Source organism: Streptomyces sp. NBC_01551 (assembly GCF_026339935.1).
Lineage (GTDB): Bacteria > Actinomycetota > Actinomycetes > Streptomycetales > Streptomycetaceae > Streptomyces.
Window position 1 is genome coordinate 200022 of record NZ_JAPEPX010000001.1, and the last position, 19971, is coordinate 219992.

The window sequence follows — 19971 nt, forward strand, 5'->3', positions numbered from 1 at the left end:
GGGGGATAGGTCGATGAGGCTCTGCTTCCTGGTGGAGGAGCACTACCGTCACGACGGCATGCCCAACGAGGTCGTCCGGCAGCTGACGGCCTGGGGCCACCAGGTCGACGTGGTGCGGCCGGGCGGATCGTTGCTGCGCATGACCGAGGTCGTGGGCGCGGGCACGCACGACGCGTGGGTGCTCAAGACAGTGTCCGGCGGACCGGGACTGACCCTGCTCGAAGCGGCCGCCGCGGCCGGCCTGACCACCGTCAACGACGCGCGCTCCATCCGGGGCGTACGGGACAAGGCGCTGGCCGCCGCCATCGGCCGCACCCGGGGGCTGCCGATGCCGGCGACGTACGCCGTGGCCCGGCCGGAGCTGCTGCGGGAGATCCCGGCCACCGAGTACCCCCTCGTCGTCAAGCCCGCCGACGGCAGTTCGGGGCGGGCGGTGCACCTGGTGTCCTCGCCGCGGCAGCTCGAACCGCTGCTCCCGGAGCTGGCGGGCGAGGGCCTGCTCATCGCCCAGCCGTACGTGCCCAACTCGGGCACCGACATCAAGGTGTACGCCGTCGGCGGGGAGCTGTTCGCGACCGAGCGCTGCTCGCCGCTGCACCCGGATCCGGCGGTACGGGAGCGCCGGGTGCCGCTGTCGGCGGAAGTCGCCGCGATCGCCGCGCAGGTGGGGGCGGTGTACGGGCTGGACCTGTACGGGGTGGACGTCCTGCTGGGCCCGGACGGGCCGATGGTCGTCGACGTGAACGACTTCCCGAGTTTCCGTCAGGTCCCGGACGCGGCGGCCCGGGTGGCCCGGGCGGTACTGGACCTGGCCCGGGCGGGCGGTGCGTCCGCGGCCCCGGCAGCCGCCCCGACGGCCTCCGTCCCAGCGGCCTCCGCCCCGGCCGTGAACCCCCTCCCGCCCACGGCGGCCCCCGTACCGCGCTCCCGGGCGCAGGCGCTGCCCGTGTCGATCCCGGCGCAGGTCTCGGTGCGGGTCGGTGAGTCGCTGTGAGGATCGGCCTCATCACGCCGGAGCCCGGGCATCCGCTGCTGGCGGGCATGGCCGCGCTGCTCGCCCCCGGGCACCGGGTGGAGGTGCTGGACCCGGGGGCGGGGGCCGACGCCGCGCCCCCCGGCTCGCCGGCCGACCTGTATCTGCTGAAGTCGGGCACGCCGCGGGCCCTGGAGCTCGCGCGGGAGCTGGAGCGGCGGGGAGCGCCCGTGGTGAACTCCGCCGCGGCGACCGCGTTGTGCCAGGACCGGACGGAGATGGCGGAGCTGGCCGTGCGGGCGGGCCTGCCGTTCGCGGCCACCCGTACGCACGAGGCGCTGTCGGCCTGGGCCGCCGGGGTGTCGCTGGCCTCCCCCGTGGTGGTCAAGAGCCGGCGCAACCGCCGGGGCGATCTGGTCGCCCGCGTGGACACCCCGGCGGAGCTGCGTGAGCTGGCCCGGGCGTGGCCGGGCGAGCCGGTGGTGGTGCAGGAGTTCGCGCCCAACAGCGGCTGGGACCACAAGCTCTGGGCGATCGGGGACCGGATCTTCGCGGCCCGGCGCCGCTCCGAACTCTCGCCGCAGGGGCGGGGTCCCAACCTGCCGCTCGCGCGGCTGCCGTCCGGCTGGGCGGATCTGACGCTCCGCGTCGGCGAGGTGTTCGGGCTGGACGTGTACGGCGTGGACATCATCGACGTGGGCGACGGCGCCCCGCTGATCGTGGACGTCAACGCTTTCCCCGGGGTCCGCGGCCAGGCCGGCGCCCCCGAGGCCCTGGCCGCGCTGGCCCTGCGCCGGGCCGGATCCCCCTCGGTCCCGGCCCCTCGTGACGGGAGCGACACGTGAACCCCGATCTGCGCGCGGCCCGCGAACTCGTCTACGTCCCGTGCGGCTTCGCCTGCTCCGAGCCCGTGCCCGAGGCGGAGAGCGCCGAGTACGCCGCCCACACGTTCACCCTCGACGGCCGCTCCGTCCGGTTCCGGGCGGCGCGGACGACGCCCACCAAGGCCGGCCAGTTCGTCACGGTGTGGCAGAGGTCCCCCGGCGGGCCCATCCGGCCCTTCGACGCGGCGGATCCCGTGGACCTCTTCGTCGTCAGCTGCCGCGACCGGGGCCGCTTCGGCCAGTTCGTCTTCTCCGTGGACGCGTTCCGCCGGCACGGGGTCGTCTCCGTGGACGGCGCCGGGGGCAAGCGGGCCCTGCGCGTGTACCCGCCCTGGGTGACGACGACCAGCCGCCAGGCCGCCCGTACCCAAGCCTGGCAGCTGGAGCACTTCCTGGACCTGAGCGTGCCCGCCGCCGTCGACCTCGGCCGGGCCCGGGAGCTCTACGGGCCTCCGGCGGCCGCCCCGCCCGACGTCAGCCGCGGCTGACCGTCGCGGCGGGCAGGGAGCGCAGCCGGATGCCGTGCCGGCTGCGCAGGCGCATCAGTTCGAAGGCCGCGATGGCAGTGGTCGTGGTGGCGCCGCCGACGGGGAGCAGGAGGGTGTCCTGCGGCCAGTCCCCGAAGGGGAAGAAGGCGTCCTGGAGGACGAACTCCCAGGCGAGCACCACGGTGATCAGGGCGGGCAGCGCCTGGTGGACCTCGACCGTACGGAACATGTGCCGGGAGACGGCCGGAAAGGCGTAGAGGACGAACCCGATCCCGCGGGCCAGGCCGTAGACGCCGAGCACGATCGCGAGGAACGTCGTCACGGTGAACCCGTAGCGGTCGAACAGCCACCACGGCACCAGGGCGGAGAGCGCCGCGAGCAGGACGTGCCCGAGGAAGGCCCCGACGGCCTTCAGGGGGCCCGGTAATCGCCCGATCATGCGGCGGCGCGACCCCGGCCGGGCGGCCGCGACGTATCCGGCGACCACCACGGGGACGGTGACCAGCAGGAGCACCGGCGTCAGCAGGACGCGCAGAGCCCCGTCCAGCGCCCAGGCGGCCGCCCAGTCGCCCTTGTGCATCGCGGTCGGCCCCTTCACCAGGACCGCGATCCCCAGCCCGCCCCAGAACCGGATCTCCTGGAGCACCCGGATGGGCCGGTCGTCCAGGACCGCCTCCCGCGGCGGCTCCATGAAACGCCCGACCAGCGAGCGGTCCTTGTTCTCCGGTTCCCTGCGCTGTGCGTAGTCCCCCACGGTCATGCGGCGATGGTGGCACCGGAGGGCCGCCGGAGGACAGGGCTCCGCCGCCCGGACGGGGGAATGCGGGCCGCCCGGCGTGTCGGCGGGCCGGGCGGGCGGCGGGCGCCGTGAGGATCGCGGGATGGGCGTCGTCCTGCCGGTCCTCCTCGCGCTGTTCGCGGCGCTCAGCAACGCGTTCGCCACCGTCCTCCAGCGGCGGGCGGCCCTCACCGTGCCGCAGAGCGCCGGGTTCCGGTTCAGCCTGATCCTCGATCTGCTGCGGCGGCCGGTGTGGGTGGCCGGGATCATCGCCGTGATCGCCGCCGGGGCCGGGCAGGCCGCGGCGCTGGCGACGGGCCCGCTGGCCCTCGTACAGCCGCTGTTCGTGCTGGAGTTGCCGCTCGCGCTGCTGATCGCCTCGCTGCTGGCCCGGCGGCGGCTGCCGGGGGCGCTGTGGCTGGCCGTGGCGGCGGTGGTCGGCGGGCTGGGGCTGGCCCTGGCAGGGGCCTCGCCCGAGGGGAATCTGACGGACGTGCCCGCCGATCGCTGGATCCCGACCCTGGCGGGGTGCGCGGTGGCCGTCGCGGCCCTGGCCGTGGCCGGGCTGCGCCGCCCGCCCGGGCGGGCCCGGGCCGGCTGCCTCGGGGCCGCCACGGCCGTCTGCTACGCGCTCACCGCCGCGCTGATGAAGTCGGCCGTGGTCCGCCTCGGCGACGGCGGCGGCATCGTGGCGTTCCTGACCGCCTGGCAGACGTACGCCTTCGTGGTGACCGGCATCTGCGCGCTGCTGCTGCTCGAACACGCCATGCAGGGCGGGCCGCTGGTCGCCTCGCAGCCCGCGCTGACGCTGGGCGACGCCATGCTCGGCATCGCGCTGGGCGTCCTGTTGTACGAGGAGCACGTCCGGGCGGGGTGGTGGCTGCTCCCCCAGCTGCTGGGCGTCGCCCTGATCGCGGCCGGCATCCGCGCCCTGTCCCGCCCGGAGGTCGGGGACGGGGCACCGTAACGCCCGCCGGGAGGCGCAGGCGGCGGGTAGCGTGCGGGGCAGTCGAACGGAGGGCGGAGTGCCATGCGCGCGGTGGTGTTCGAGCGGTACGGCGAGCCGGCCGAGGTCCGGGAGGTGCCCGAGCCGGGCCCGGCCGCGGGCGGGGTCGTGGTCCGCGTCGAGGCGACGGGGCTGTGCCGCAGCGACTGGCACGGGTGGATGGGGCACGACCCGGACATCGTGCTGCCGCACGTGCCGGGGCACGAACTGGCCGGGGTGGTGGAGGCGGTGGGCACGGGCGTGACCCGCTGGCGGGTCGGCGACCGGGTCACGGCGCCGTTCGTCTGCGCCTGCGGGAGCTGCGCGGACTGCGCGGCCGGCGACCACCAGGTGTGCGCCCGGCAGACGCAGCCCGGTTTCACGCACTGGGGGTCCTTCGCCGAGTACGTGGCGCTGGACCACGCCGACGTGAACCTGGTGGCGGTGCCCGAGGAGCTCTCGTACGCGACGGCCGCCTCGCTGGGCTGCCGGTTCGCGACGGCGTTCCGGGCCGTGGTCGCGCAGGGGCGGGTGGCGCCGGGCGAGTGGGTCGCCGTCCACGGCTGCGGCGGGGTGGGCCTGTCCGCGGTGATGATCGCGGCGGCGGCCGGGGCAAGGGTGGTGGCGGTGGACACCGCGCCGGGGGCGCTGGAGCTGGCGCGCGAGTTCGGGGCGGCGCACTGCGTGGACGCGGGGCGCGGCGACGTGGCCGAGGCCGTCCGGGAGGCGACGGGGGGCGGGGCGCAGCTGTCGCTGGACGCCCTGGGGTCCCCGGCGACGGCGGCGGCCTCGGTGTCGGGGCTGCGCAGGCGCGGACGGCACGTACAGGTCGGGCTGCTGCCGGCGGCGGCCGGGGCAACGGCCTTGCCGATGGAGCGGGTGATCGGCTGGGAGCTGGAGATCCTCGGCAGCCACGGGATGGCGGCGCACGCGTACCCGCCGATGATGGAGCTGGTCAGGTCCGGGATCCTGCGCCCGGACCTGCTGGTCACCTCGGTGATCCCCCTCGCCGGGGCCCCGGCGGCCCTCGCCGCGATGGGCACGTCCCCGGGCCGCGGGGTCAGCGTGATCCTGCCGGGCGGGCCCTCCCGCGCCTGACACCACGATCACGGCGCGGCCCGGCCCTGGCTACGGCAACGTCCAGATCTGTCGCGTCACGAGGTAGAACACCGCGACCCAGAACAGGTTGAGCGCGACGACGAGGCCGATGCCGACGAGGTTGTTCTTCCTCGGCGATTCGTCCCGTGGCGGGCGCAGCCACCGTCCCAGCAAGGGGTTCACGTAGAACGGCATCGTGAAGAAGCTCATGACGAGGCTCGACAGCAGGTTGCCCACGAGCAGGCCGATCCAGATCGGCAGCTGCAACGGGGACAGGGCGAGCGCAAGCAACACGACCGTCGGGTACAGGCCGACCCAGACCGCGATGGCCGTCTTGGTCACCGACGGCGGTGGCGCTTCCTTGCCGTTCTCCTCGAAGGCGAACCAGCTGCCGAACGAGTTGTCGATGGTGCGCATCCTGTAGTCGTCGAACTTCTCGCCCTCGGCGAGGACTTCCTGGCGCTCGGCGGAGGTCAGCCACGCATCGAGGTGTTCGGCGCTGTCGAAGCGGTACAGCGTCGTCCAGTCGTCCTGGAGTCCCTCGACCGGGCGGAAGATCTCCGTACCGCGGAACCCCTCGAACTTGCTCTCCTCCTCGCTCATGTGGCGCTGCCACTTGAGGAAGTCCTCGACGGAGTGCGGGTGGACGCGATGGGTGACGACCACGGTCACCAGTGGGTCCGTGGGGCGCGTGCCGCCGCTGACCACCTGCTGGGTCGCGGGGCCGTCGAAGTACTTGCCGCCCGCGTCGAGCAGCCGCTGCCGGGTCGCGCTGTTGATCCACGCCTGCAGATGGGCGATCGAGTCGAACCGGTACACGGTCACCCAGTCGGGTTGCAGCGGTGTCGGCGGGGAGACCTCGGAACCGAGAGATCCGGGATAGCCGGCCGCCGCGGCGTTGACGTCCTCCTGCCAGGAGGCGTATTCGCGCTCCAGCCCGGGCACGACCTTCTGGCCGATGATGGCCGTCGCGGCCTCTTCGTGATCGTGGGTGTTCATGGTGGCCTCAGGCCGTCCGTACCGGCTTGCTCTCGCCCAGTCGGCTGTAGATTCGTTCCGGGGTCAGGGGCAGCTCGCGGTAGCGGACGCCCGTGGCGTCCTGGAGGGCGTTCGCCAGAGCGGGGGCCACCGGGTTGATGCAGCATTCCGCCATGCCCTTCGCGCGCATGGGCCCGACGGAATCGGCCGACTTCACCAGGAGCACCTCGGTGCGGGGGACGTCGGCGTAGGTGGGGATGCGGTAGTTGCGGAAGTTCGGGTTCAGCATTACGCCGCCCGCATCGACCTGGTAGTTCTCGGTCAGCGTGAAGCCGAGGCCCTGGGCGACACCGCCCTCCACCTGGCCCCGTACCTGGGCCGGGTTGATGACGACGGCGGCGTCGGTCGCCTGGACGCTGTGCAGGACGCGGATCTCACCCGTCACCCGGTGGACGGCGATGCGGAACCCCTGCGTGTTGGAGACCAGGCTCCGGGGCGAGCCGTAGGCCTTGCGTGCGGCGGTGAACCGGATGCCGCGCGCCCGCGCCAGTGCGACGAGCTCCGCCAGCGATACGCGGTGGTCGCCGCAGAGGACGCCGTCGTCGTCCATGGAGCACATCACGAGGTGGACGCCGGTGTGGGCGGCGGCGAATTCGAGGATCCGGTCGCGCACGGCGTTGGCCGCGCGCAAGACCGCGTTTCCGGCGACGAAGAGTCCCGCGCTCGCGAACGCGCCGGTGTCGAACCCCGTGCGGTCGGTGTCGGACTGCACGAGGCGTATCCGCGCCGGCGTCGTGCCCAGCTGGTTGGCCGCGATCTGGACGTGCGCGGTCGAGGTGCCCTCGCCGAACTCGACCGTCCCGACGGCCAGTTCGTAGACGAGGTCGTTTCCGAGGGTGACCCAGGCCTCCGAGATGTGCTCGGTCGGGGGTGCGGTCTCGTGCAGGGAGCTCGCGACGCCGACCCCGACGAGCCACCCGGGACCGGGGGGAGACGCGTCGGCCGAGCGGGCCATGGCCCGTTCCACCTCGTCGATGCACTTCGCGAGCCCGTCCTCGGTGAAGATGACGTCGTCGGGGCCGTCGTGCGTCGAGACGAGCGGATCGCCCGGCCTCACGATGTTGCGCCGCCGCAGTTCGAGCGGATCCATGTGCAGGGCGACAGCGAGTTCGTGCATCGCCGATTCGACGGCGAACGCCGGCTGTGTCATCCCGTACCCGCGCAGCGCGCCGCTGGGGACGGTGTTCGTGTAGACGGAGAACGCGTCGTACTTCTTGTTGGGGCAGCGGTAGATCATGACGGCCGCGCCGCCCGCGTAGAGCGTCTCACCGCCGTGGTTGCCGTAGGCGCCCGTGTTGGACACGTTGCGCACCTGGAACGCCGTGAGCGTCCCGTCCGCCTTCGCGCCCAGCTTGACCGTCAGCTTCATCGGGTGCCGGGGCGAGGCCGTGGTGAACTCCTCCTCGCGGGTGTACTCGAAGCAGACGGGCCGACCGGTGTCGAGGGTGGCGAGGGCGACGAGATCCTCCGAGATCACCTCCTGTTTGCCGCCGAACCCGCCCCCGACGCGCTCGCAGAACACGCGCAGCTGGTCCGGGCGCAGCGCGAACAGGTAGGAGAGCTTCACCTTGGCGATCGACGGCGACTGCGAGCTGGTGCGGACGTTGAGGCGGCCGTTGTCCATCCACGCGATCGAGCCGTGCGTCTCCAGGTGCGCGTGCTGCACGCGCGGGGAGACGTACGTGCCCTCGTGGATCACGTCGGCCGCGGCGAAGCCCTCCTCGACGTCGCCGATGTGCGAATGGATCTCAAGCAGGACGTTGCGGACGGGGTCACGGACAAACGGGTCGTCCGCGCCGTGGATCTGCGGGGCGCCCTCGGCCATTGCCTCCTCCGGGTCGAACACCGCGGGCAGCAGCTCGTATGCGACGGCAACCTTGCGGCAGCCCTCCTCCGCCGCCCCGGGGGTGTCGGCCAGGACGGCGACGACGCGCTGTCCGACGAAGCGCACCGTCCGGTCGAGGATGAAGGTGTCGTCGGGGTCGACGAGATGATCGGTGTGGATCGCGGTGGTGAAGCGTCTGCGCGGCACGTCTTCCCAGGTGTAGACCCGGTGCACGCCGGGAACGGCGAGCGCGGCGGTCTTGTCGACCGAGACGATCCGGGCATGCGCGTGGGGCGAGTGCAGCACCTTGAGGTGCAGCATCCCGTCGATGTGGGTGTCCATCGTGAACCTGGCGCGGCCGGTGACGACGTCGTTGGCCGCCGGCGCGCCGACGCTCGTCCCCACGGCCTTGCCGGGCGCGGCCGTCTCCACGCCGACGACGCCCCGCACCGCGTCCTCGATCGCCCTGTAGCCGGTGCACCGGCACAGATTGCCCTTCAGCGCCCGCGGCAGGTCCGCCTTCTGGCCCTCGGTGAACGTCGCCGCCGTCATGATCATCCCTGCGGTGCAGAAGCCGCACTGGAACCCGGGGGCGTCACGGAAGCGCCGCTGCACAGGATGCAGGTCGCCGGGTGAGCCGAGGCCCTCGATCGTGGTCACCTCCCGGCCTTCCGCACGGAATGCGGGGGTGACGCAGCTGTGGACCGGGATCCCGTCGAGCCACACCGTGCACGCGCCGCAATCGCCGGCGTCACAGCCCTTCTTGACTCCGAAGTGACCGAGGGAGCGGAGGAAGGTACGCAGGCACTGGCCGGGGGCGGGTTCCCCGTCGAGGTTCCTGCCGTTCACGCGGTACGTCATGCCGGTCCTCCAGCCGCGAGTTCGCGCCGCATCTCCTCGACGAAGTGCTTCGTCAGGTGGCGGCGGTGTTCGGGGGTTCCGTTGGGATCCGCGAACCACACGTCGACGGGTATGACGTCGAGGCTCTGCTGCAGGGTCCCCGCATCGGGCATGGTGTCGAAAACCATGCGCACGGGCCGGGTGGTGCCCGCGGTGACGGTGAGCAGCAGGTCGCTCGTGCCCGGCGTCTGGGTGGCGATGAGGAAGACCGTCGAGCGGCCGAGGCGGGTCAGCGAGAAGCGGCGGTGCGTGGTGCGCTTGCGCAGGGCGTGCGCGGGGATCCGCACGCGCCGCAGGAGTTCGCCGGGCGTGAGCACGTTCCGGTGGTCGCCGGTCACGAAGTCGAGGGCGTCGACGGTGCGCGTGGACCCGTCGGGGGCCCACAGCTCGTACGTGGCCTCCAGGGCGACGGTCAGCGTGATCATCGGCCCGGCGGGCAGGGACATGCAGATGTTGCCTCCGACGGTCGCCGCGTTCCAGATCTTGAACGAGGAGAGGAACGCCTCGCAGCTCGTCGCGAACAGGGGGCCCGCGGACCAGTGCGTCGGCGGCCGGAACGCGTACAGCTCACCGATGGTGCAGGTGGCACCGATCTCGAGGCCGTCGTCGCTCGGGACGAGGGCGTCCCACCGCAGTGAGGTCAGGTCGACGAGCCGGCGCAGGTCCGGCTGCTCCGCGGAGTACAGCCACGTTCCGCCCGCCAGCCACGCATCACCCTCGCGCCAGTCGGCACCTGGCCGGTCGGCCGGGCGGCGGACGACATCGGCGATCGTGTTGAGGTCCATGGATACGCCCTCCCTCACGGCGACGATCACGTGACGGACTGGGGGAATCCCTTTCAGGATATGCCCGGACGGACGGGGCAGCCCGCCCGGCGAGTGCCCTCCCGGGCAGCGCTTCGCCCGTCACCGCTCCCGCCCGGTCGCGGCGCACCGCGCGGCGGATCGCGCCGACCCGGCCGGGAGCAGGCGCCCCGGCGGGTGCGGCGCGGGCCCGGCGCCGTCAGGCCCGCAGGCCCGTGATCTCGCCGACGTGGCGCAGGCTCGGGTCGAGGAGGATCCCGTGCAGGCGCTGGAAGACCTGGCGGGCCGCCACCGCGTTCCAGTCCGCCGGGAGCAGTTCGGTGGGCAGGCCCGGGTCCAGGTAGGGCAGGCGTCGCCACTGGGTGAGCAGCGGGACGTAGTGCCGGAACGCCTCGGCTGGGTCGGGTTCCGCCTCGGCCCGCGCCAGTCGCTCCGCCACCGGCGCGTAGGTGTCGGTGAACGCCGCGTACTGCGTCTGGATCGCCGGGAAGTCCCACCACGAGCTGACGGTGCCCGGCAGATCGCTGAAAGCGGCGTATTCGGCGGCGAAGAGGTGCACGTAGTCGCTGAGGCCGAGCCGGACGAGCATGCTGCGCGCGTCCTCCAGCAGCCGCCCCGGCGCCAGCCACACGCCCGGAGCGATGTTGCCGAAGCCGAGCCAGCTCAACCGGGTGCGCAGCTGGTAGCGGTGGGAGCGTTCCGACTCGGGTACGGAGAACACCGCCATGGCCCAGCCGTCCGCGAGGTCGGCGGGTTCGAGGCTGGCGAAGATGCGGCGGTCGCCCTCGTCGAAGACGGGCAGGACGGCGGGGCTGAGGCGGTAGCCGGTGGCGCCGCGGCGCTCCGGTTCGAGGACTCCGCGCTTCTTGAGCCGGGAGATCGCCGAGCGCACCGCCGGGCCGTCGACGTCCAGCTCCCCCATCAGCGTGATCAGGTCGGCGATGGAGATCCAGCCACCGAGGCGGCGCAGGAACGCCCCGTAGACCGTGTTGATCAACGAGCTGGGCCTGAGGGGGCTGTCCGACATGATCGCCTTCCGTTGTACGCGGTCGCGATCATATCGGGGCCCCCTCAGGGCCTCGCCGGCCAGGCGGCCGGTCAGGCATAGGCCCCCGACAGCAGGTGCCCGGCCCCGGGGGCCACGGCCGGGAGGTCCAGGGCGCGCAGCATCTGGTGGGCGGTGCACACGGCCGCCGACACGACCGGCTTGCCCAGGAGCTGTTCGGCCTCCTCGATGACGCCGAGCGAGGGCATCTGCACACACGCGGACAGGACGACGGCGTCCGCCTCGGCGTACTCCAGCGCGCGGGCCAGGCCGGGCAGCCGGGCCGGGTCGTGGGCGGCCACGTCCAGGTTGTCCGGGATCTCCAGGGCCCGGTAGTCGAGGACCTCGATGCCCTCCCGGCCGAGGTAGTCCACGACGGTCCGCGTGAGGGGCCGCATGTACGGGGCGAGCAGGGCGATCTTCTTGGCGCCGATGGTGTTCAGCCCGTGTACGAGGGCGCCCGCGCTGGTGACGACGGGCGCGGGGGCGCCGTTCTCCACCGTGCGCAGGTGCAGCCGCTCCTGCGAGACGCGGTGGTAGCCGGGGCCCATGCTCATGATGGCGACGAGGCAGGCGTAGCCGAGTACGTCGACCCGCGCGTCGGAGAGTTCCACGGCGCAGCGGTCGGAGTCGGCGTCCATGGCCTTGAGCTGCTCCGGGGTCACATGGGTCATGCGCATCCGGCTGGAGTGGAAGGTGAACCGCTCGTCCGGCGCGAGGGCCGCGCGGGAGCGCAGGATCGCGGGGACCTCGGTTTCCATGGTGACGTTGGAGCTCGGCACGATCTGGCCGATGCGGTAGGTGCGGGGCGGCACGGGTACTCCTCGGTTCTCGGGGCGGCGCAGGGGATCAGCGGGATCGGCGCGAGTCGACGACGGGGTTGGCCAGGGTGCCGATCAGCTCCACCGTGGCCTCCACCGTGTCACCGGGCCGGAGGAACTCGGGCGGGACCATGCCGGCCCCGACCCCGGAGGGCGAACCGGTCGCGATGACGTCTCCGGGCTCCAGGGTCACGCCGGAGCTGATGTCGGCGATGAGGCGGGCGATGGGGAAGAGCATGTGCCGGGTGTTCGACTTCTGCTTGGTGACGCCGTTGACCCGCAGTGACAGGTCCAGCGCCATGGGGTCCGGGATCTCGTCGGCGGTGACGACGACCGGCCCGAAGGGCGCGTACGAGTCCTGCCCCTTGGAGAAGAACCACTGGCCGGAGCGGCGCTGGTCGCGGGCGCTGATGTCGTTGACGATGCTGAAGCCGAAGACGTGGTCGTACGCGTCCTCCTCGCTCACCCGGAACGCGGTGCGGCCGATCACGACGGCGAGTTCGCACTCCCAGTCCAGCTGGGTGGTGAGGTCGGCGTTGTGCAGGATGGGCGCGCCGGGGCCGGTGACGGCGGTGGCGGGCTTGCTGAACAGCACGGGGCGGGGCGGGAGTTCCTTGTCGGTGTCGAGACTGCGGCTGGACTCCTCGACGTGTTCCACGTAGTTGAGCCCGACCCCGATGATCTTGCCGGGTCGCAGGGGGGCGCTCAGTCGGACGTCCTCGGTCCGGTGGACGGCGTGGGCGGGCCGGTCGCCGTCGAGCAGTCGGCGCACCGCGTCCAGCGCGTCGGGGCCGGCCTGCACGAGGCCGAGCAGGTCGTGCGGGAGCGCGGCGCCCGCGTGCTCGGCGAGCGCGGCGAGGTCGAGGACGTGGCCGTCGGTCTCGATGCCGAGCCGCGGTGCGGCGCCGGGGGCGGTGGTGGTGAAGGTCAGCAAACGCATGAGGGGCTCCTCGTGGGTCAGGCGGCGGGTTCGGCGGTGACGGGCTGGTGGCCGCCGTGGTCGGGGTAGGCCTCTTCGCGGTGGAAGCCGAGCGAGCGCATGACCGGGAAGTCGTTGAAGGAGAACAGGCAGGCGTCCTCGGACGGGTCGAGGTTGTGGTGCTCGTGCCAGGCCCAGGACGGGACGCAGAAGATGTCCCCTTCCCGCCACTCGAAGCGCCGGCCGGCGATCACCGATGCGCCCCGGCCCTTGGCGACCGTGTAGATCACCGAGCCGGTGTGCCGGTGGGCCGCGGTGGCCTGCCCGGGGCGCAGCAGCTGCATGTGGGCGCCCATGGTCGGCATCACCGAGCCGCCCGTCACCGGGTTGGTGTACTCGGCGATGACCCCGTCGTACGGGGAGCCCTCGGTCGCCTTGGCGAGGCCGCGCAGGGCCTCGTACGTCGGCTCCCACGGGTAGGCGAGGAGCGGCGAGTAGGGCCGGGTCCACTTCTGCGCCCCGTACGGCAGCAGGGTGCCCGAGTAGGTGAGGACGGAGGAGTTGACCACCCTCCCGGGGGTCTGGTGGAGCTCGGGGTGCACCTCGTAGAACCCGGCGTCCAGGGCGTTGACGAGGGGGATGTCCAGGCCGTCCTGCCAGATCACCGGGGCGTCGGTCCCGTCGTTGCCGTGTTCGTGCCAGGTGCCGTTCGGGGTGATGGCGAAGTCGCGCGGGCCGACCTTGAGCTTCTGGCCGTCGACGATCGTCCAGGCGCCGGTGCCCTCGTGGACGAAGCGCAGCGCGGCGGCCTGGTGGCGGTGGGCGGTCATGGCCTCGCCGGGGCCCATGATCTGGAGGCCGGTGTAGAGGAGTCCGGCGGCGGCGCTGACGTCCTTGCGGCCGGGGTTGACGAGCATGACGACGCGGCGGCCGGCGTCGTCGGCCTTGACGAGGCCGAGGGCCTTGTGGACGAGGGGCCGCAGTTCCTCGTAACGCCACAGCACGGGAACGGACTTGGGCTGGGGGTACCAGGGCTCGATGTCGTTGGCGACGGTCCACAGGGCGCCGGCGTCCAGGGCCTCGAGTTCGCCGTAGTAGGCGGTGAGTTCGGGGGTGTCGAAGACCCGGGCGCGGCCGAGCATGGTGTCGTCCTGCTCGATGGTCATGCGTCCTCCTCGGACGTGGTGGTCAGCGGGCCCGCCTGCGCCGCGGTGAAGGTCACGGGCGGGCGCGGGGTGTTGTCGACTTCGAGGCGGAAGATGTCGAAGCGGTTGTAGTGGCCGGTGATGTCGTGCATCTGCTTGGGCTGGATGCAGCGGCCGAGGTCGATCTCGCCGTAGACGATGCCCTCGTCGTCGACGAGCGGTTCGGTGACGGGGCGGCCGTCCGGGCCGAAGATGCCGGACAGGGCGCTGCGCGGCCGCTGGAACAGGGCGCGCAGCTCCTCGTCGTCACCGGCGAGGGTGTCGACGATCTCCGGGGAGACGGTGGAGCAGGCGACGACGGAGAAGACCTTGCCCTCGAAGCTGTGGGCGGCGGTCCGCACGGCGATCGCGTCGGCCATGTCGTAGTCGGCCGGGGCGACGGGCAGTGCGATGTAGCAGGAGGCGTGGACGAGTTCGCCCTGTGCGAGGAGGGTGAACCGGGCCAGGGTGTTGGTGTTCTCGCCACAGGCGAGGGCGCCGAGCGGGCCGACCGGGGTCCGGTGGACGCGCAGCGAGCTGCCGTCGCCGCCGGTCCAGGTGAGCTTCTCGGCCCAGGTGGGGACCAGCTTGCGGTGCACGCCCAGGAGTTCGCCGTCGGGGCCGATGGTGAGCAGGGTGTTGTAGAGGACGCCGAGGCTGTGGGCGGCGCGCTCGTTGACGCCGATGACGAGGACCACGCCGTGCTGGCGGGCCGCCGCACGCAGGGCGTCGACGTGCGGGCCGGGGATGTCGACGGAGGCGCGCTGGAGGCGCTCGAACCAGGGCGAGCCCTGGACCGGGTTCATCGTCCAGTTCCAGTACGGGTATCCGGGGACGAACACCTCGGGGAAGACGACCAGTTCGGCTCCGTTCCCGGCGGCCTCGGCGATCAGGGCGACGGCCTTGTCGACGGTCGCGGCGGGGTCGAGGTAGACGGGCGCGGCCTGGACGGCGGCGGCCGTGAAGCGGGGCAGGGTGTCGAGGGACGGCGGCGGTGGCACGGGATGCTCCCCTTTCAGCGGGCGCGGGAGGCGGCGGCCACGCGTGGCCGCCAGCGCTGGTGCACGGGCGCGGCGGGCTGCCGCAGGAGTTCCAGGCGCGGCGGCACCCGGTCGGTGCGGCCGGCGGGCGGCCGGCCGCTTCCCGCCCGCCAGGACGGCGCCCAGGGCGCGGCCGGGCCGCGGTAGTCCTGGGCGGCGGCCGCGTGCAGGGTCCACAGCGGGTCGTGGAGCTGGGCGCGGCCCACGCCGCACAGGTCGGCGCGGCCGGCCAGGATGATCGAGTTGACGTCGTCGTACGTGGAGATGGCGCCGACGGCAATCGTCGGGATCCCGGTGGCGTTGCGGATCAGGTCGGCGTACGGGGTCTGGTAGCTGCGGCCGTAGCGGGGCTTCTCGTACGGGACGACCTCGCCGGTGGAGACGTCGATGGCGTCGGCGCCCGCCTCGGCCAGCGCCCGGGCGATGCCCACGGCGTCGGCCTCGCTCAGCCCGCCCTGCGCCCAGTCGGCGGCTGAGATCCGCACCAGCAGCGCCTTGCCGGCGGGCCAGACCTCCCGTACGGCGCGCAGCACTTCGAGCGGGAAGCGCAGCCGCCCGGCGAGGTCGCCGCCGTAGTCGTCGGTGCGCAGGTTGGTCAGCGGCGAGAGGAACCCGGAGAGCAGGTGGCCGTGCCCGTACTGGAGTTCCAGGACGTCGAAGCCCGCCCGGTCGGCGCGTTCGGCCGCGCGCGTGAAGTCCCGTACGACGAGGTCCATGTCGGCGCGGGTGGCCTCGCGCGGCGCCGGGCCGTGCTCGTCCCAGGGCAGTGCGGAGGCGGCGATCGGCGCTCCGGCGGCCGCGCGTCGGCCGGCGTGGGTGAGCTGGATGCCGAGGCAGGTGTCGCTCTGGCCGTGCACGAAGCCGGTGATGCGGCGCCAGGCCGCCTCCTGGTCGTCGTTCCACAGTCCGGGGCAGCCGGGGTCCGGGCGGGCGTCGGCGGCGACGGCGGTCATGCCGGCGATGACCAGGCCGGCCCCGCCGAGGGCCTGCGTGCCCAGGTGGACGAGGTCGAAGTCGCCCGGGATGCCGCCCTGGGCCGTGGCGAGGGCGGTGGGCGGGACGACGACCCGGTTGCGCAGCCGCAGCCCGCCGATCCGCAGCGGCCGGAACATGGGCGGGACGGGCGCGGTGGTGTTGACGGCGGTGGTGAAGGCCTCGTCGCGCACGCGCAGGTTGTCGTAGGTGACGCGGCGGCTGCGGGTCAGCAGGTTGAAGGCGAACTGGTGTGGGTCCTGGCCGGTGTAGCGGTCGATGTTCTCGAACCATTCGAGGCTCGCCTGGGCGGCCCGCTGGGTGGACTCCACGACCGGCCGGCGCTCGTCCTCGTACGAGGCGAGCGCGCCCGGGATGTCGTCCGGGTGCTCGTGCAGGCAGGCCGCGAGGGCGAGAGCGTCCTCCATGGCCAGCTTGGTGCCGGAGCCGATGGAGAAGTGCGCGGTGTGCGCGGCGTCCCCGAGCAGGACCACGTTCTCGTGGCGCCAGGTGCGGTTGCGTACCGTCGTGAAGCGCAGCCACTTGGAGTTGTTGGGCAGCAGCCGGTGACCGTCCAGGTGCCCGGCGAGGATCTCCTCGCAGCGCCGGATGCCCTCCTCGTCGCTGGCGCCGGGCGGGTACGGACGGCCTGCGGACTCCGCGAACCCGGCGCGCCGCCAGCTCTCCTCGTCCAGTTCGACGATGAAGGTGGAGCGGGTGTCGTCGTACGGATAGGCGTGCACCTGGAGGGTGCCGAAGTCGCACTCCTCCACGATGAAGGTGAAGGCCTCGAAGACCTTGTCGGTGCCGAGCCACATGTAGCGGCCGGAGCGCTCGTCGAGGTCGGGGCCGAAGGTGTCGGCGTAACCGGCGCGGGTGGCCGAACGGACGCCGTCGCACGCCACCACCAGGTCGTACTCGGCGGCGAGTTGGGCTGCCGGCGGAGCCTGGGTGCGGTAGCGGACGTCCACGGCTAGGGCGGCGCAGCGGTCCTGGAGGATCCGCAGCAGGCTCCGGCGGCCCAGGGCGGCGAAGCCGTGGCCGCCGGAGGTCAGCGTCTGGCCCCGGTAGCGGACGTCGATGTCGCTCCAGCGGGCGAACTCCGCCGACATGGCGGCGTGGATGACGGGGTCGGCGGTCGCGATGCCGTCGAGGGTCTCGTCGGAGAAGACGACCCCGAAGCCGAACGTGTCGTCGGGGGCGTTGCGCTCCCAGACCGTGACCTCCCAGTCCGGGGAGAGCTGTTTGGCCAGGGCCGCGAAGTACAGGCCGCCGGGCCCTCCTCCGATGACTGCTACGCGCACGGGGTACCTCCTGTGGTTCGGGTGATCAGCTCGGGGGCCTGCGGGCCCGCCTTGGTGAGGACCTCGCGTACGTCGGCGGGCCAGGGCGTGGAGCCGGTGGCGCGGGCCGCCGAGTGGGCGATGACCATGCGGCCGGTGGCGGCCTGCCCGCCCTCCTCGCCGAGGACCGTGAAGGCGTAGTGCAGGGAGCTCGCGCCGACCTTGGTGACGCGCAGCTCGGTGCGGACGGCCTCGCCGAACCAGAGCCGGGCGCGGTAGTCGGCCTCGAAGTGGACGCGGGGCGTACTGCCGAAGAGGTGGGACAGGCCCAGGCGGCGCAGCAGCACGGCCTCGGCCGCCTCGACCCAGCGGACGACGGTCGAGTGGTGGTAGTGCCCGGCCGCGTCGGTGTCGGGCCACTCGACGCGGCGTTCGACGACGACGCTGGGCAGGCGCGGGGCGAGCGCCCCGGGGGCTCCGGCGGCGCAGCCGACCTCGGTGGCGTCGGCGGCCACCGCGTCGGCCTCCACGGCATCGGTGTCCACCGATTCGGCGTCCACCGCCTCGGTGCGGGCGCCGGCGGCGCCGTTGTCCTCGGCGCGGGCCTCGGCCCGGGCCCGCCCGCGCAGTTCGGCGCGCTGGAGCTTGCCGTTGGCGGTCTTCGGAAGTTCCGCGACGAACTCGACGGCCCTCGGGTACTTGTACGGGGCGATGGCCTGCTTGACGTGGGCCTGGAGCTCGCGGACGGTGGCCCCGTCCGCCGGGACGCCGTCGCGCAGGACGACGTATGCCTTGACGAGCATGCCGCGCCGCTCGTCGGGGGCGCCGACGACCCCGCAGTCCTCGACGTACGGGTGGGCGCCGAGGGCCTTCTCGACCTCCGGGCCCGCGATGTTGTAGCCGGAGGAGACGATCATGTCGTCGCTGCGGGCCACGTACCAGAAGTACCCGTCGGCGTCCCGGATGTAGGTGTCGCCGGTGATGTTCCAGCCGTTCCGGACGTACGTGGTCTGGCGCGGGTCGGCGAGGTAGCGGCAACCGGTGGGGCCGGTGACGGCCAGCAGGCCGGGCTGCCCGTCGGGGACGGGATCACCCCGCTCGTCGACCACGGCCGCGCGGTATCCGGGGACGGGGCGGCCCGTGGAACCGGGCCGGATGTCCTCGTCCGCGGCGGAGATGAACACGTGCAGCATCTCGGTGGCGCCGATGCCGTCGATGATCCGCAGGCCGGTGGCGGCGTGGAACTCCTCCCACACGGCGGCGGGCAGGGGCTCCCCGGCGGACACGCACCGGCGCAGGCCGGACAGCCGCCCGGTCGCCCCGGCGGCCATGATCGCCCGGTAGGCGGTGGGCGCGGTGAACAGGACGCTCACCCCGTGCTCGGCGACCAGGTCGGCCAGCTGCTCGGGGGTGGCCTGCTCGATCAGCAGGGTCGCGGCCCCCACGGAGAGGGGGAAGACCACGAGCCCGCCGAGGCCGAAGGTGAAGGCGAGCGGCGGGGTGCCGGTGAAGACGTCCTCGGGGCGGGGCCTCAGGACGTGCCGGGAGAACGTGTCGGCGTTGGCGAGGACGTCCCGGTGGAAGTGCAGGGTCGCCTTGGGGCGCCCGGTCGTACCGGAGGTGAAGGCGATCAGCGCCACGTCGTCGGCGGCCGTCTCGACGGCGGTGAACCGGCCGGCCTTCGCGGCGCACCGGGCGGTCAGATCGGCCGCGCCGGCGCCCCCGTACGGGATGACGGGCAGGCCGGGGAGGCCCGGCGGGTCGGCCGCCTCGAGTTCCGCGACGTAGCGGTGGTCGCACACCGCGACCGTCGGGCGGCTGATCTCGCGCAGCTCGGCCAGTTCGGCGGAGCGCAGCAGCGGCATCGTGGTGACGGCCACGCCGCCGGCCTTGAGCACGCCGAACCACGCGGCGACGAGCCAGGGATTGTTCGGGCCGCGCAGCAGGACGCGGTTCCCGGGCCGGAGCCCGTGGTCCTCGGTGAGCACCTGGGCGACCTGGTCGGCGCGCCGCTGGAGCTCGCCGTAGGTCCAGCGCTCGGTCGGGGTCAGAAGACAGGGACGGTCGGGGCCCCAGCGCTCGACGGCGTCGTCGAGCAGGCGGCGGGCGCAGTTGAGCCGGTCGGGATAGTCCAACTCCGGTAGCTCGAAGTGGAGTTCGGGCCAGAGGGAGAAGTCGGGCAGCCGGTCGCGGCAGAAGGAATCGGCATGTGCCGAGGGGGAGAGCTCCATGGGGCGGCACCTCATTCAGGGAGCAGCGGGGAGATGGGGCAAGTATCTCGATAATTTGGCGGCCGTCAACTTTCCGCGATATATCCATGGCGCCCAGAGCCCCCGCGGCGCCACCGGAACCCCTCAGGCGATGGGGACGCGCACCCGCACCGACTTGCCGAACTCGTGTACCAGCACGGCGAGTTCACCGCCCGCCTCGGCGGCCAGCAGCTGGACCAGCAACAGACCCCGCCCACCCTCGGCGTCCAGCTCGACCTGCACCGCCGGATCGGGCAGCCGGGGCAGTTCGGCTGCCCCGTCGGCCACCTCCAGGCGCAGCCATCCCCCGCCGCACGAGACGCCGACGCGCATCCGGCCGGTCTGGGCGGCGGCGTGCTGGACGACGTTGCCGACCAGTTCACTGACGGCCAGCAGCAGGGTGTCCGCGACATCGCCGGCGATCCGCCAGCCGTCGAGCACGGCGCGGACCCGGGTCCGGACCAGGGGGACGCTCGCGGGGGTGGGGGCGCAGACCCAGTGGACGAAGGTCCGGGCGGGAGTGGGGGCGGTGAGCATGACGTGCTCCCAGAGGGGGTGAGCGAAGACACCGCCGGGGCGACTCGTGTAACTGCTTCGAGAATCACACAGCCGATGGGCTTGTCCTCGGCGGAAATGCATCGCTAGTGTCTTGATTACACGTGTAACACGTTAAGACCCCCCGGGCG

General features: G+C 73.1%; 17 protein-coding genes and 1 pseudogene. 5 read left to right on the forward strand and 13 right to left on the reverse strand.

Annotation, left to right across the window (positions count from 1 at the left end; genetic code table 11):
* Positions 1 to 13: 13 nt before the first annotated feature.
* The 3 genes from OG982_RS00730 to OG982_RS00740 are packed head-to-tail and all read left to right on the forward strand — an operon-like array spanning position 14 to position 2345.
* Positions 14 to 994: a RimK family alpha-L-glutamate ligase gene (locus OG982_RS00730; protein WP_266790712.1), complete on the forward strand. Its 981-nt coding sequence runs from the start codon at positions 14 to 16 to the stop codon at positions 992 to 994.
* The gene (locus tag OG982_RS00735; RefSeq protein WP_266790710.1) at positions 991 to 1818 is read left to right on the forward strand and encodes a RimK family alpha-L-glutamate ligase; all 828 of its coding nucleotides are present in this window, start codon (positions 991 to 993) and stop codon (positions 1816 to 1818) included. Before OG982_RS00730 ends, OG982_RS00735 begins: the two co-directional genes overlap by 4 nt.
* Positions 1815 to 2345, forward strand: coding sequence for a MepB family protein (locus OG982_RS00740; protein WP_266790708.1), 531 nt, complete (start codon positions 1815 to 1817; stop codon positions 2343 to 2345). The genes OG982_RS00735 and OG982_RS00740 overlap by 4 nt, the downstream gene beginning before the upstream one ends.
* Here the strand turns inward: OG982_RS00740 and OG982_RS00745 are convergent.
* Positions 2332 to 3105: a hypothetical protein gene (locus OG982_RS00745; protein ID WP_266790706.1), complete on the reverse strand. Its 774-nt coding sequence runs from the start codon at positions 3103 to 3105 to the stop codon at positions 2332 to 2334. The genes OG982_RS00740 and OG982_RS00745 overlap by 14 nt on opposite strands.
* Before the next feature lie 121 nt (positions 3106 to 3226).
* On the opposite strand from OG982_RS00745, the gene OG982_RS00750 reads away from it, so the two are divergent.
* On the forward strand, positions 3227 to 4090 hold the full coding sequence (locus OG982_RS00750; protein WP_266790705.1) for a DMT family transporter: 864 nt from the start codon (positions 3227 to 3229) through the stop codon (positions 4088 to 4090).
* A gap of 63 nt (positions 4091 to 4153) precedes the next feature.
* Positions 4154 to 5206: a zinc-dependent alcohol dehydrogenase family protein gene (locus OG982_RS00755; protein WP_266790703.1), complete on the forward strand. Its 1053-nt coding sequence runs from the start codon at positions 4154 to 4156 to the stop codon at positions 5204 to 5206.
* Between the two features lie 30 nt (positions 5207 to 5236).
* Here OG982_RS00755 and OG982_RS00760 read toward each other — a convergent pair whose 3' ends face one another.
* The 12 genes and pseudogenes from OG982_RS00760 to OG982_RS00815 form a co-directional block, all read right to left on the reverse strand.
* On the reverse strand, positions 5237 to 6205 hold the full coding sequence (locus OG982_RS00760; protein ID WP_266790701.1) for an antibiotic biosynthesis monooxygenase: 969 nt from the start codon (positions 6203 to 6205) through the stop codon (positions 5237 to 5239).
* A gap of 7 nt (positions 6206 to 6212) precedes the next feature.
* The gene (locus tag OG982_RS00765) at positions 6213 to 8930 is read right to left on the reverse strand and encodes a molybdopterin-dependent oxidoreductase (protein WP_266790699.1); all 2718 of its coding nucleotides are present in this window, start codon (positions 8928 to 8930) and stop codon (positions 6213 to 6215) included.
* Positions 8927 to 9754, reverse strand: a complete 828-nt coding sequence (locus OG982_RS00770) for a xanthine dehydrogenase family protein subunit M (protein ID WP_266790697.1) — start codon at positions 9752 to 9754, stop codon at positions 8927 to 8929. Before OG982_RS00770 ends, OG982_RS00765 begins: the two co-directional genes overlap by 4 nt.
* A 217-nt stretch (positions 9755 to 9971) precedes the next feature.
* Positions 9972 to 10799: a PaaX family transcriptional regulator C-terminal domain-containing protein gene (locus OG982_RS00775; protein ID WP_266790695.1), complete on the reverse strand. Its 828-nt coding sequence runs from the start codon at positions 10797 to 10799 to the stop codon at positions 9972 to 9974.
* Positions 10800 to 10870: 71 nt separating this feature from the next.
* On the reverse strand, positions 10871 to 11578 hold the full coding sequence (locus OG982_RS00780; RefSeq protein ID WP_266792303.1) for an Asp/Glu racemase: 708 nt from the start codon (positions 11576 to 11578) through the stop codon (positions 10871 to 10873).
* Positions 11579 to 11666: 88 nt separating this feature from the next.
* Positions 11667 to 12578: a fumarylacetoacetate hydrolase family protein gene (locus OG982_RS00785; RefSeq protein WP_266790694.1), complete on the reverse strand. Its 912-nt coding sequence runs from the start codon at positions 12576 to 12578 to the stop codon at positions 11667 to 11669.
* Positions 12579 to 12595: 17 nt separating this feature from the next.
* The gene (locus OG982_RS00790; RefSeq protein ID WP_266790692.1) at positions 12596 to 13723 is read right to left on the reverse strand and encodes a cupin domain-containing protein; all 1128 of its coding nucleotides are present in this window, start codon (positions 13721 to 13723) and stop codon (positions 12596 to 12598) included.
* A complete protein-coding gene (locus tag OG982_RS00795) occupies positions 13720 to 14742 on the reverse strand; it encodes a carbon-nitrogen hydrolase family protein (protein ID WP_266790690.1) in 1023 nt (340 codons plus the stop codon). The genes OG982_RS00790 and OG982_RS00795 overlap by 4 nt, the downstream gene beginning before the upstream one ends.
* 14 nt (positions 14743 to 14756) lie before the next feature.
* Positions 14757 to 17057 carry an FAD-dependent monooxygenase gene (locus OG982_RS00800; RefSeq protein WP_266790688.1) on the reverse strand — a complete coding sequence of 767 codons (2301 nt, stop codon included), beginning with the start codon at positions 17055 to 17057 and terminating at the stop codon, positions 14757 to 14759.
* Positions 17048 to 17596, reverse strand: coding sequence for a thioesterase family protein (locus OG982_RS00805; RefSeq protein WP_266949840.1), 549 nt, complete (start codon positions 17594 to 17596; stop codon positions 17048 to 17050). The genes OG982_RS00800 and OG982_RS00805 overlap by 10 nt, the downstream gene beginning before the upstream one ends.
* A gap of 60 nt (positions 17597 to 17656) precedes the next feature.
* Positions 17657 to 19267: pseudogene (locus tag OG982_RS00810) on the reverse strand (AMP-binding protein); the annotation flags it as partial.
* Positions 19268 to 19390: 123 nt separating this feature from the next.
* On the reverse strand, positions 19391 to 19822 hold the full coding sequence (locus tag OG982_RS00815) for an ATP-binding protein (RefSeq protein ID WP_266790686.1): 432 nt from the start codon (positions 19820 to 19822) through the stop codon (positions 19391 to 19393).
* Positions 19823 to 19971: the final 149 nt, after the last annotated feature.